11 protein-coding genes are annotated in these 13,102 nt (G+C 60.2%); 10 read left to right on the forward strand and 1 reads right to left on the reverse strand.

The window, feature by feature from the left end; genetic code table 11:
* From boxB to ABIN98_RS05705, 6 genes are all read left to right on the forward strand, one after another.
* Nucleotides 1-1,345 (forward strand): benzoyl-CoA 2,3-epoxidase subunit BoxB (boxB, locus tag ABIN98_RS05680; RefSeq protein WP_346908180.1); only part of this gene is annotated, 1,345 nt, incomplete at its 5' end.
* 103 nt (nt 1,346-1,448) lie between these two features.
* The gene (boxA, locus tag ABIN98_RS05685; protein ID WP_346908181.1) at nt 1,449-2,645 is read left to right on the forward strand and encodes a benzoyl-CoA 2,3-epoxidase subunit BoxA; all 1,197 of its coding nucleotides are present in this window, start codon (nt 1,449-1,451) and stop codon (nt 2,643-2,645) included.
* Complete coding sequence (locus tag ABIN98_RS05690) at nt 2,645-3,088, forward strand: thioesterase family protein (protein ID WP_346908182.1); 444 nt, start codon at nt 2,645-2,647, stop codon at nt 3,086-3,088. Before boxA ends, ABIN98_RS05690 begins: the two co-directional genes overlap by 1 nt.
* A 109-nt stretch (nt 3,089-3,197) precedes the next feature.
* Entirely contained in the window at nt 3,198-4,112 is a 915-nt protein-coding gene (locus tag ABIN98_RS05695) for a helix-turn-helix transcriptional regulator (protein WP_346908184.1), read from the forward strand.
* A 137-nt stretch (nt 4,113-4,249) separates the two neighbouring features.
* The gene (locus tag ABIN98_RS05700) at nt 4,250-6,310 is read left to right on the forward strand and encodes a 3-hydroxyacyl-CoA dehydrogenase NAD-binding domain-containing protein (protein ID WP_346908186.1); all 2,061 of its coding nucleotides are present in this window, start codon (nt 4,250-4,252) and stop codon (nt 6,308-6,310) included.
* A 14-nt stretch (nt 6,311-6,324) separates the two neighbouring features.
* Complete coding sequence (locus ABIN98_RS05705) at nt 6,325-7,362, forward strand: alcohol dehydrogenase catalytic domain-containing protein (protein WP_346908187.1); 1,038 nt, start codon at nt 6,325-6,327, stop codon at nt 7,360-7,362.
* Nucleotides 7,363-7,422: 60 nt separating this feature from the next.
* Here ABIN98_RS05705 and ABIN98_RS05710 read toward each other — a convergent pair whose 3' ends face one another.
* A complete protein-coding gene (locus tag ABIN98_RS05710) occupies nt 7,423-8,556 on the reverse strand; it encodes a 2-oxoglutarate and iron-dependent oxygenase domain-containing protein (protein ID WP_346908189.1) in 1,134 nt (377 codons plus the stop codon).
* Between the two features lie 396 nt (nt 8,557-8,952).
* On the opposite strand from ABIN98_RS05710, the gene ABIN98_RS05715 reads away from it, so the two are divergent.
* From ABIN98_RS05715 to ABIN98_RS05730, 4 genes are all read left to right on the forward strand, one after another.
* Nucleotides 8,953-10,065, forward strand: a complete 1,113-nt coding sequence (locus ABIN98_RS05715) for an extracellular solute-binding protein (RefSeq protein WP_346908191.1) — start codon at nt 8,953-8,955, stop codon at nt 10,063-10,065.
* Nucleotides 10,066-10,154: 89 nt separating this feature from the next.
* On the forward strand, nt 10,155-11,291 hold the full coding sequence (locus ABIN98_RS05720; RefSeq protein ID WP_346908193.1) for an ABC transporter ATP-binding protein: 1,137 nt from the start codon (nt 10,155-10,157) through the stop codon (nt 11,289-11,291).
* The gene (locus ABIN98_RS05725; RefSeq protein WP_346908195.1) at nt 11,288-12,289 is read left to right on the forward strand and encodes a hypothetical protein; all 1,002 of its coding nucleotides are present in this window, start codon (nt 11,288-11,290) and stop codon (nt 12,287-12,289) included. The genes ABIN98_RS05720 and ABIN98_RS05725 overlap by 4 nt, the downstream gene beginning before the upstream one ends.
* Entirely contained in the window at nt 12,286-13,092 is an 807-nt protein-coding gene (locus ABIN98_RS05730) for an ABC transporter permease subunit (RefSeq protein ID WP_346908197.1), read from the forward strand. The genes ABIN98_RS05725 and ABIN98_RS05730 overlap by 4 nt, the downstream gene beginning before the upstream one ends.
* The last annotated feature ends 10 nt before the right edge of the window (nt 13,093-13,102 follow it).

Here is a 13,102-nt window from a genome sequence, read left to right on the forward strand (position 1 = left end):
CATCAACTGGTGGAACGATCTCATTCCGGAGAACTTCCAGCAGAGCCTTGTCTATCTGCGCACCGCCGTCAGCGTGGATCCCAAGGGTTGGGCGAAGTTCGACTATGTGAAAATGCCGGAATACCGCTGGGGCGTGCTGCTTGCGCCGCAGGTCGAGGATCGCAGGATCCCGTGTGGGGAACATGCAGGTGAACCGGCGTGGCAGGAGGTTCCGGGCGAATACCGCGCGCTGATGCGCCGCCTGATCGTGATCCAGGGCGACACAGAGCCGGCTTCGGTCGAGCAGCAGCGTTTTCTCGGCCTGACTGCACCGTCGCTTTACGACATGCGCAACCTCTTCCAGGTTAACGTGGAAGAAGGCCGCCACCTGTGGGCCATGGTCTATCTGCTGCACAAGTATTTCGGTGCCGACGGTCGCGAGGAAGCGGACGATCTGCTCCGCCGTCAGTCGGGTTCGGAAGAAGCGCCGCGCATGCTGGGTGCCTTCAACGAGGAAACCCCGGACTGGCTGTCATTCTTCATGTTCACCTACTTCACCGACCGCGATGGCAAGATGCAGTTGGAAAGTCTGGCGCAGTCCGGCTTCGATCCGCTGTCGCGCACTTGCAGGTTCATGCTGACGGAAGAAGCCCATCACATGTTCGTCGGTGAAACCGGCGTCGGGCGCACGATCGAGCGCACCTGTCAGGTAATGACCGAGAACGGTATCGACGATCCCTATGATACCGACCGTATTCGCGCGTTCGGCGTCATCGACCTGCCGACGATCCAGAAGAAGCTGAACCTGCATTACACACTGTCCCTGGACCTGTTCGGCCAGGAAGTGTCCACCAATGCGGCCAATGCCTTCAACGCTGGCATCAAGGGCCGGTATATGGAAAACCGCCTTGACGATGACCACAAGCTGACCGGCGACACCTACAAGGTGCTCGACGTGGACGGCGACAAGATCATCACGCGCGATGTCCCGGCGCTGACGGCGATCAACATGCGTCTGCGTGACGATTACACGCGTGACGCATCTGGCGGTGTCGGCCGTTGGAACAAGATCATCGAAAAGGCCGGCGTCAAGTTCGAGATGAAGCTGCCGCATGAATCCTTCAATCGCAAGATCGGCGTCTTTGCCGACAAGCTGTTCGACCCGGATGGAAAGCTGGTCAGCGGTGCCGAATACGATGAGAGTGTGAAGAACTGGCTGCCGACCCATGCGGACGGCGACTTCATCCAGTCGCTGATGAAGCCGGAACGCGAACCCGGCAAATACGCAAGCTGGATCGCCCCGCCGAAAGTCGGGATCAACAACCAGCCCGGCGATTTCGAATATGTGAAGCTTCACATGGCGTGACGCCGGAAACAGGGGAGCGCGCCCATACCGCGCTCCCCGATTAGGTCGTAGAATTCAAAATGAGACCTAACAAAGCGCCGGAAAGAGCGCTGCGGGAGGACAGATGAGCCAACCTCAAAAACAGCACCTGATTGACCCGGAAATCTGCATTCGCTGCTATACCTGCGAAATGACGTGTCCGGTCCAGGCGATTGTGCACAACGACAGCAATGTCGTGGTCGATTTCGACAAATGCGATTTCTGCATGGACTGCATTCCGGTATGTCCGACCGGATCCATCGACGAGTGGCGCGTCGTTGAAACGCCTTATTCGGTCGACGATCAGTTTTCCTGGATGGAATTGCCGGAACAACAGGATTTCGGCCCATCGGGCGGGGGCGTAGATACGTCGATAGAGGCGCTGGACGAGGAAATGGCAGCGCTGCTTGCCGAAGCCCATTCAGGGGCCGGCGGCAAGTCGAAGGCACCTGCGTCGGCGTCGAAGCCGTCCGTCAATCTCTATACGATCGGCAAACCGGCCGAGGCGACGGTTCAAGGCAACTACAGGCTGACCGCCGAAGGCGCGGACAGCGACGTGCGCCATATCATTCTGGACTTCGACGGTCATCCGTTCCCGGTTCTCGAAGGCCAGAGCATCGGCATCATTCCGCTGGGAACCGATGACGCAGGCAAACCCTATCTGCCGCGTCTCTATTCGATTTCAAGCCCGCGCGACGGCGAACGGCCGAACTACAACAATCTGTCGCTGACGGTGAAGCGGGAGCCGAACGGTGTCTGCTCCAACTATGTCTGCGATCTGAAGGTCGGCGACAAGGTGAAGGTGACTGGACCTTTCGGGGCCACCTTCCTGATGCCGGACGATCCGGACGCGAAGCTTCTGATGATCTGTACGGGTACCGGATCCGCCCCTTTCAGGGCATTCACCATGCGCCGGCAGCGCAATGCGGCCGGCAAGTCTGCCGGCATGACCCTGGTCTTCGGGGCGCGGACGCCTCAATCCCTGCCGTATTTCGGCCCCCTGAAGAAGGTGCCGGAGACGATCCTGCGGAAACATCTTGTGTTCAGCCGTATCGAGGGCGAACCTAAGCACTACGTCCAGGACAAGCTGCGGGAAGAGGCGGCGGCTATTGGCGAGTTCCTGAAAGATCCTAATACCTACATCTACATCTGCGGGCTGCGCTCGATGGAGCAAGGCGTGGAAAGCGCCTTTGCGGACATCTCCAGGGGTATTGGACTGAACTGGGCGGATGTGCGAAACGGGATGCGGGACGAAGGCCGTTATCACGTAGAGACTTATTGATGGATGATATTACAAACCGCACCGCGCAATCGAAGGTTTTCACGCACGTCATCACGGTGCGGTGGGCAGACTGCGATCCGGCAAAGATCGCCTATACCGGTCGCCTACCGAATTTCGCGCTTGAGGCGATCGACGAGTGGTGGGGCGTGCACACCGGGTACGACTGGTTCCACGGCAATGTGGACCGCAATGTCGGCACGCCGTTCGTGCACCTGTCGATGGATTTCCGCAGCCCGGTGACCCCGCGCCATCCGCTCGTTTGCGAAGTGCGCCTCTTGAGGCTCGGTGAAAGCTCAATCCGGTTTTCGGTCCGCGGGCTCCAGGATGGGGTGCTCTGCTTCGAGGGCGAATTCGTCGAAGTCTTTGTCGAGGCCGATGTGCATCGAAAGATACCGGCACCGGATGACATGCGGACAAAGCTGGAGGCTCTGGTCGTCGATTAAGGCTGTACTCCGATATGAGGGGGAGAATTTGAAACGGACCCGGAAATATATTGCACACCCGAAATACGGCGACTAGGTTGCCTCCTAAAGAGCGCAATCGGACCCGGTGATGGACGAAATCACGAACTTTCGCGGTGAGGTGGTACCCGACGAGCGGCTGACGCCGCGCGAAGGTGACGTGGATGCTTTTGTCGCCGCGGTCGGTGAACGGGTGCGCAAGGCGCGGGAGCGGAAGGGCATTGCCAGGCGGGTTCTGTCGGAATTGTCCGGCGTTTCCCAGCGGTATCTGGCCCAGCTTGAAGGCGGCGGCGGAAACATTTCGATCGCGCTGCTGTACAAGGTCGCCAATGCGCTCGACCACCGGGTCGAATGGCTGGTGGGCGAGGAAGATCCCTGGAATTCCGAAGCGGCCCGTGTCGCGGACTTCTACCGTCAGGCCACGACCGAACAGCGGCAACGGGTCATGCAGATCCTCGACCCGGGCCGGCCGGCGCAGCTTCGCCGCCAGCGTATTTGCCTGATCGGGCTACGCGGTGCGGGAAAGTCCACGCTCGGGCGCCTGCTCGGCAAGGAAATGTCGGTCCCCTTCATCGAACTCAATCGCGACATCGAAGAGCAGAGCGGCATGCCGGTCAGCGAACTCATGGCGCTTTACGGCCAGGAAGGCTATCGCCGTCTGGAACGGCAGGCGATCGAACGAGTGGTCGCCACTTCGGATGCGGTGGTTCTTGCCGTTGCAGGCGGTATCGTGTCGGAGCCTGAGACCTACGGGTTCCTCTTGCGCAATTTCCATACGATCTGGCTCAAGGCGTCGCCGGAAGAGCATATGAACCGGGTGCGCGGACAGGGCGATGAGCGTCCGATGGCCGGCAATCCGAAGGCCATGGAAGAGCTGAAATCCATCCTCACGAGCCGGGAGGTGCTTTATGCGAAGGCGGAAAGCACCGTGAACACCAGCGGCAAGAGCGTCGAAGACAGCGTGCAGGATCTGATGTCCAAGATCCGGGACCTCGGGATCGTCTGAAGCCTTGTTTCCATACCGGGTTATTTTCATGGCTCTTTCGAGCATTGGGGTGGCATTGGCAGCCCCTCGGATTCAACTCAATACCAATGAACAAACAGTCCCTTGCACAGCCAGCTGCAATTGAAAGGTAAGCCTAGATGCCGGTAACGATCGAAAGGCGGGGAACCGCCGCTGTCGTTTTGATTGATAATCCTCCCGTCAACGGGATCTCCGCCGAGATCCGCAAAGGACTGCTCGATGCGGTCACCGGTCTCGCGGCAGACGGAGATGTCGAGCGGGTCATCGTCACCGGAGCCGGCAAGATCTTTTGCGCAGGCGCGGATACACGCGAGTTCGATTTGCCACCGGTCGAGCCGCATCTGCCGGATGTGATCAACGCGATCGAGGCGAGCAGCGTGCCCTGGATCGCAGCCATCAACGGTGCGGCGCTCGGGGGCGGCGCGGAAATCGCGCTTGCCTGCCGGTACCGGATCGCCGCGCCGAAAGCCACCATCGGTTTGCCGGAAGTAACGCTTGGTGTGGTTCCAGGTGCGACCGGAACCCAACGCCTGCCGCGGCTGGTCGGTATGGCGGCGGCGCTTGACATCATCCCGCAAGGCAAGGTGATGAAGGCCGCACCGGCGCTTGAGATCGGCTTTATAGACAGGATCGAGGACGATCCGGTTGCAGCAGCGCTCGAATTGAATGTTGATCTGTTCTCGGATGTTGTTCCGCTCGCTGAACGTCCCGGGCCGCAAGCCGATGAAGCGGCCGTGGAAAAGGCAAAGGCTCAGGCATCGAAGCGGATGAAAGGGCAGACAGCGCCTCTGGAAGCCATCGATTTGGTCGCAGCCGCCGCCGATACGCCTATTGCGGATGCTCTGGTGCGGGAACGGGAAGCCTTCCTGCGTCTGCGTGCGGGTGGTCAGGCGAAGGCGCTCAGGCATATCTTTTTCGCGGAACGGGGAGCAAAGGCACCCGAGCCGATCGCGTCTGCGGAAGCTGCCGATGTCCGGCAGGCGGTTGTCGTCGGTGGCGGCAATATGGGGGCGTCCATTGCCTATGCCCTCGACAGTGCCGGCATCAGCGCCACCATTGTTGAGACTGATGCGGAAGGAGCTGAACGGGCGGCTTCCAACGTGGCCCGGCTGGCCGATGGTGCTGCGAAACGCGGTCTTCTGACGGCGGAGCAGGCCGAGACGTGCAAGGCCCGCATTACGATCGTGACCGGCTATGACGATCTCCCGCCGGCGCAGTTGGCGATCGAGGCTGCGTTTGAGGACATGGACGTCAAGAAGGTGGTCTTCGCCAACTTGGAAAAGGCCTTGCCGGAAGACGCGGTGCTGGCGACCAACACCTCCTATCTGGATGTCAACGAGATCGCGGCAAGCGTGTCGAACCCGGCACGGGTGGTCGGGCTGCATTTCTTCAGCCCTGCCCACATCATGAAGCTTCTGGAAATTGTGCAAGGAACGGCAAGTTCCGATACGGCGCTCGCCACCGGCTTTGCCGTGGCCAAGCGGTTGCGGAAGATCCCGGTGCTTGCCGGTGTCTGCGATGGCTTCATCGGCAACCGCATCCTGGCGCGCTATCGGGAAGCCGCGGACACGGTGATGATGGACGGGTCGAACCCGTGGGATGTCGATGAGGCGATGGTGGAATTCGGCTATCCGATGGGCCCCTATGAGGCACAGGACCTGTCTGGGCTCGATATCGCCTATGCCAACCGCAAGCGTCAGGAAGCGACCCGCGATCCGAACCGGCGCTACATACCGATTGCGGACCGGATGGTTCATGAAGGCCGGCTCGGCCGCAAGACCAGCGTCGGCTGGTACCGGTATCCCGGCGGCGGCGGTAAGGTCGTCGATCCGCTGGTGGAGGATCTCGTCCGCGAGGAGGCGCATTTCGCCAAGGTGACAAGGCGGGATTATACCCATGAGGACATCCGCACCCGGCTTGTCTGCGCCATGATCAACGAGGCGGCCGACATCTTGGAGGAAGGGATCGCGCAGCGCGCCAGCGACATCGATCTGGTGACCGTGCACGGGTACGGCTTCCCGCGCTGGCGGGGCGGACTGATGTTTCACGCCGATCAGATCGGCTTGGACAAGGTCCTTGCGCATATCGATGCCTTCGCCGAGGAGGATCCGATCGCGTGGAAAGCGTCGCCGCTGCTACGCCGGCTGGCGGAAAGCGGCAAGACGTTCGCAGAGCTCTGAGGGAGAACCGCATCATGGACAGCATGCGGGCGGCCGTGCTCACCGGCCACGGCGGCAATGAAGTCGTATCGGTCACGACAAGACCGATGCCTCGCCGCCAACCAGGCGAAGTACTTGTCCGCATGCGGGCCTCGGGTCTCAACCGGGTCGACCTCTACATGCGCAACAGCGGCGCCGGGATCACTCACGAGCTGCCGATGGTCATGGGTCTGGATGGAGCCGGAACGGTTGAGGAGGCGGATCCGGGATCGCGTTTTGCGCCTGGTGATCCGGTCGTGGTCTATCCGGTGCGCACCTGCGGGCGCTGTGAGTTCTGCCTGCGTGGGGAAGAGGTTCTGTGCACGTCCGCGCGGTATCTCGGCGAGCATATCGATGGATCCCTGTCGGGCTTCGTCTGTGTGCCGGAGGAGAACCTGGTACGGAAACCGGAGCATCTCGACTGGGTCGAGGCTGCCTCCTTGTGCGTTGCCGGGTTAACGGCCTGGCGAATGATCCATACCAAAGGTCAGGTCAAGCCTGGCGAAACCGTTCTGGTTTTCGGGATTGGTGGCTCGGTGTCGCTGGCGGCTCTTCAATTGCGGGCGGACGGGGGCATCAGAACCATCGTTACGTCCCGGGATCAGGAAAAGCTCGACGCGGCCCTCAAGCTCGGTGCGTTCGCCGGTATTCGGACCGACAGCGAGCGTTTCGTGGATGAGGTCATGGACCTGACCGGCGGGCGTGGGATCGATCTGGTGATTGAGAACGTGGGCAAGGCGGTCTGGCCGCAGGCGATGCGTGCGCTTGTGCGCGGTGGCCGGATTGTCACTTGTGGCGCGACCAGTGGCGACGATCCGTCAGCTGATCTGAGGCGGTTGTTCATCCGCCAGCTTAAGGTTTTGGGTTCGACCTTGGGAACCGGATCGGAACTGGCCGAGCTAGTCGCGTTCGTGGACCGGCATCAGGTCAAGCCGCATATCGACAGTGTTTATCCGCTGACCCGCGTGCACGAGGCTTTCGACCGGATGGAGGCCGGGCGGCAGTTCGGAAAGATCGGGATCACGTTCGAATAGAAAATCCCGGCCGGATGGAGCCGGCCGGGAATTCCTGGAGAGAGATGATGCTGGTGACGACTATTCGGCCGCCACACCGGCTCGATCAATCTGTTTCGCCGTGCGCTTGAACGGATTGTCTTCCGGCACGTCGAAGTCAAGCTTCATTTCGCCTTTCGCATAGGCGTCCGCCATGTAGCGGAAAGCGTTCACCGTCATGCGCATCAGGTGCTCGCCGGCCTTGATCGGCGGATATTTTTCGATCGTTTCCGGTGTGCGGAATTTCGGCAGCGGTTCGACAACCGCGTCATAGTCGAGGCCGAAGAACAGCGGCATGGAATACCTTTCCCGGCCGATGTTGGTCACACGATGCTGGGTCGATTTGTACTGTCCGCCGGACCAGGTCTCGAAAATATCGCCGATGTTGACGATGAACGTGCTGGGCAGGGGCGGGGCCTCCATCCAGTAGTCGTCCGCGTTGAGCACCTGGAGACCCGGGCCGCCCTGTAGCAGGATCGTGAAACATTCGAAATCGGAATGCGCTCCGATTCCGACTGTGTCCTTTGACGTCGGCATGTCGTTTTCGACGTATTTCAAAAGCCGGAGCTGGGAGGTCGGATTGTTGATGTACTTGATAAGTGTCCCGGATTCGACGCCGAGCTCGAATTCCAGGGCGCTCAGCATCTTCAGGCCCAACCCGAAGATGACATCGTAATAGCTGGAGATCGTTTCCTTCCAGCCGGGCAGATCCGGCCAAATATTGGGTCCGGTCATGCGCCAGCCGGCCAGATAATCGGGATGATCTGCCGGAGCCTCGAAGGACATGTCCCAGGCTTCGTTGAAGTTGATCTTTTTAGGAAAATCCGACCCGTTTTCCTCGAACGGCACATAACCGCGATGGTGGGTGGTGAAGCCCGACCAGTACTTCATCTTGTAACTACGGGTCTGGTCGTGGAATTCGCGCGATGCAGCCAGCGCAGCGTCGATCAGGCTTTGATCGACCCCGTGGTTCTTGATATAGAAAAACCCGGATGTGCGGGCGGCGTCGCCCAGGGCTTTGGCCACAGCAGCCATGTCTTCCTGGGAGCCGGTATGCAGGCCGGACAGGTCTATGACCGGCAGTTCCACATTTTCAGCGCTGAGTGCGATTTGATCGTCCGTCCCATCGACCGGCGTCGCCGTATCGGTGGCGGCAGTATCCAGAAGATCTCGCATGTTCGTCCCTCGGTAGTGACTTGTGCACGGGTCGGCCCGCGCGAACCCGGACATGCTTTCCGGGTGGTTTTTGATGGAAACGGCACGTTCCGTTTTCCGGAGTCCGGGGTTGCAATTCGGCAGGCCGGATAATGGTGCCTGAGGCGAACTCCATTGAAATACCTAGCATCTGCACTAAAATAGGGCGTGATTAAAATATATACTCTATGCTGTTATTGAGGGCAGGGAAAAGTTGCTTGCCAAAGCGTAAATAGCCCGAAAATACATCATTCTAGCAAGAAATTGAAATTGGCATGCTCGATGCATGCTTCCTTTACTCAGCCGCCTGTGCCGGAGGGTGCAGAGGCGGAAAAGCAGGGATCTGCCTTGCAATTACGGGTTCAGGAGAAACTTCCCATGACACAGAAGAAGATCAACGGCCGTTTCGACAGCATGACACGGCGCGACATCCTGCGCGCAGGCGCAGGCGCTGCCGCACTCACGGCCGGAACATCCGTTTTGGGCATGCCGGCGATTGCGCAGGAGCGGTCCATCAAGATCGGGTCTTACGGCGGCTACTTCGAAGACAGCTTCAAGAAGCACATCTATCCGGTCTTTACCGAAGCGACCGGTATCAAGGTGGAATCGGTCACACAGCCGAATTCCAGCGACTGGCTGGTGACCATGCAGCAGGCGGCTGCTTCCGGCTCGGCACCGGCCGATCTGTCGCTCTACGGCAAGGACACCATGATCAAGGCGATGCGCATCGGCGGGCTCCTGAAGCCTCTCGATGCGGCCAAGATCCCCAACGCCACCAACATGAAGGCCGACTTCCTCTACGAAGGGTCCGATGGCCTCCTGGGCGTGGGCGCCATGGCCTGGTTCACCGCCATGGTGATCAACCCGAACGAGATCAAGCCGGCTCCGACCAGCTGGAAGGAATTCTGGGAAAACCCGGCGCTCGAAGCATCTCTTGGTCTTTCCAAACAGTATGACGCGCGGTTCCTGGATATAGCCGCTACCACCTATTTCGACGGGGCCGAAACCCTGATGACCGAAGAGGGCATCACCGCGGTGATCGACAAGATCGCCGAGATCAAGCCGAACGTCGCTCTTTGGTGGACGGCGGAAAGCCAGATGGAACAGGCCATGAAGAACGAGGACGTCATCGGGGGTATGTATTACCTCGACGTCGCCGGGCTGATGGCGGCTGACGGTTTCCCGATTGCGCCGATCTTCCCGAAGGAAGGCAATCCGATCGGCTACGGCTCCTGGTGCCTGAGCCCGCTGTCGGACAAGTCCGATGAAGCGGCCGAGTTCATCAGCTTCTCCTGCGATCCGGCGACCCAGGCCCTGATGTCGCGCAAGATCGGGACTGCCCCGCTCGTGGACAAGAGCCTCACCGACTTGTCGGATGAAGAATATGCGGGTGTGTCGGGCGAACCCTACATCACGCCGGCCTATGAGGCCTATCTCGATAAGGAGAGCTTCATCAAAGAGAAGTGGGACGCAATGTTGGCAGGCGCATAAGGGCGCTTTCCAACCAGAATATCGGCGGGAGTGTGTCGTTCCTCCCGCCGACCGTCCCTGAATTCCTCTCACAAACCGAAAGGAACGGCATGCCCGGTCTCGTTCTTGCTGGTATCAAGAAAACCTACGGCCAAGTTACAGCGGTCGACAACATCGACCTCACCTTTCCGAAAGGAAAGCTGACGGCGCTTCTCGGCCCATCCGGTTGTGGCAAGACGACCCTCCTTCGCATGATTGCCGGTCTGGAGGACCCGAGCCGGGGAACGATTTCACTCGACGGAAACGACATTACCGAAAAGCCTGCCAACCGGCGCAAGTTCGGCATGGTGTTTCAGTCCTTCGCCCTGTTCCCGCATATGTCTGTCGCCGAAAACGTTGCCTACAGCCTGACGATTGCGGGCGTGGACAAGGCCACCCGGCGTGCGCGAGCCGAAGAATTACTCGATCTGGTCAAGATGGCCGGTTTCGAGGACCGCCGGATCGGTCAGCTTTCCGGCGGCCAGCGTCAGCGCGTCGCCATCGCCCGGGCGCTCGCCCAGAAGCCGGATGTGTTTCTGCTCGACGAACCCATGTCGGCGCTGGACGCACAGCTGCGCGAAGCCATGCAGGTGGAACTGAGGCTCTTGCAGCAGAAGCTCGATATCACAACGATCGTGGTCACCCACGACCAGCGTGAGGCCATGACCATGGCCGACCAGATCGTGGTCATGAGCAATGGCCGCTACGAGCAGATCGGCAGCCCATCCGAGATTTATCACCGGCCGGCCAGTGCCTTTGTCGCTTCCTTTATCGGCAAGGCGAACTTCCTCAAAGGCAAAGCGAAAGATGGCGGAGTGGACGTCAGCGGGTTCCTTTTCCGGCCCGAACCGGCGGCATCCTTCCTGAATGGATCGGCGGTCCAGATCGCCTGCCGGCCGGAAAACGTGTCACTGTCTTCGGCCGATGAGATCGGCCCGAACCGGCTGGCGGGGACGGTAACGTTCCTGCGGGATATCGGACCAACGCGCGAGGTTTATGTGGAAACGCCGGTCGGCACGGTCATCTGCGAGATGCCGGCTTCGACCGAGACTGTCTTTTCCCAAGGGGAGACGGTTTCAGCCGAGTTCCCGCCGCATGCGCTACGCCTGTTTCCCGATACGGATGATGTTGCCGGTGCACAGAGCCGATCAGATACCGGAGAGGGCGGCGGTTCCATCGCATCGAACAAACAGGATGTCGCGGCATGAGCTATCCGGCCGCCGCCTCGGACATTCAGGTCGGCCGCGCGGACGGCAAGAGCGCCTCAGCGTTCATTAAAGGGCTGGGGCTTTCGAACATCGTCATGGGCGTGATTACGGCGGTCATCCTGTTCGTGTTCGTGGCGCCGTTCCTGCTCGTCCTTGTGGTGAGCTTCGGCGAGAAGATCGAAGGCGCGAGCTGGGTCTGGGGCTTCGATTTCAGCAACTACATTCGCGTCTTCGTCGGGGTGGACTGGCCCAACAGCGTCACGCTGCTTTACACGCTCAAACTCTATTACACGCTGGCCTATGCGGTGCTGGGATCGCTGATTGCCGTCGGCTTTGCTTTTCCCTTCACCTATTTCATGACCCAGGGGTCGCGGCGCAGTCAGGCCATGTGGCTTGTGTTCGTGCTCGCCAGCCTGTCCATGTCGGAAGTCTTTGTCGTCATGGGTTGGGACATTCTCTTGTCCAACCGCTCCGGTCTTCCGGCCTTGCTCAAGGCTGTCGGTGTTACCGACTGGCTGAAGGAAACCGGGTGGCTGACGGTGCTACGTGACTGGGACCTGGCGAGCCCGAGGAACGTGAAGTTCAAGACTTCGCAGCTCGCCACGGTCCTGACCATGGCCTATCTGGTCTGGCCCTATGCGGTCATCCTGCTGTTTGCGCCGCTGTCGCGGATCGACCGATCGATGATCGAGGCGGCGCGTACCATGGGTGCAGGGTCTGTGACGGTGCTGCGCACGATTGTCTTCCCGGCAGTGCGCCTGCCGGTTTTCGGGTCTTTGCTGCTGCTCTTCGTCTATCTGCTCGGCACCTATGTGACCGTAACCTATTTCGCGGAACCCGCACATCAGACCCTGCCGGTGTCGATCTATGAGTCCATCCGCGGCGCGACCCTGAATGCGCCCTTCGGGGCGGCCCAGGCGGTCATCCTGCTGATAACAGCCGGCATATTCATCGGCTTCAGCCTGCTGCTGGCACGATTGGCGGAGCGCAAGGCATGATCAAGGCGGCTTTCAAACAGGGGTTCATGGTTCTGTGCGCGATCTATGTCGCCCTACCGATCATGGTTGTCTGCCTGTCGGCACTCAATGGCGGACGGTCCATGCTGTTTCCGCCGGAGGATCCGACCCTCGGCCGGTTCGTGGATTTTTTCGTCAACGAGCCGGTGTGGCTGAATTCGCTGGAAAACTCCGTCGTGATCGCGCTATCGGCCGCGACGCTTGCCATCCTGATCACATGGCCGATCGCTTATGACCAGTGGAAGAAGGACACAACCTTTTCCAAGGTTCTGGCAAGCCTGGCGGGGCTGCCGTTCGCGCTACCACCGATCGTCTTCGGCGTAGGACTGAGCTTCCTGTGGACGTTCATCGGTGGACTGGGGAACATGCTCACCGGCATCCTGAGCCATACCGCGCTTCTGGCGGCCTTGCCGCTGGTGACGATTTCCATCGGCCTCCAGTCCATCGACCGGGCGCATCTCGACGCAGCGGCCACGATGGGGGCGAGCGAGGGGACGATCCTGAGGACGATCATCCTGCCGCAGACAATGTCCTATACGCTGTCGGGCTTCTTCTTTGTGGTGGTGCTCAGCTTCCACGAGTTCATCGTGATGTTTTTCGTCTCCGCGTCGTCCTATGCGACCGTGACGCTGCAGATCTTCAATTCGCTTCGCAACGGGTTCACGCCGACCATGGCGGTCGGTGCGATCACCTTCCTGATCGTTTCGATCATTGTCTTCAGCCTGACCGCGCGTTTCGGCGATTTGCCCCGCCTCATGGGCGCGGACCAGGCACGGAAGGACTAGTTAGAGAGGG

This window comes from uncultured Roseibium sp. (assembly GCF_963675095.2).
Taxonomy (GTDB): Bacteria; Pseudomonadota; Alphaproteobacteria; order Rhizobiales; family Stappiaceae; genus Roseibium.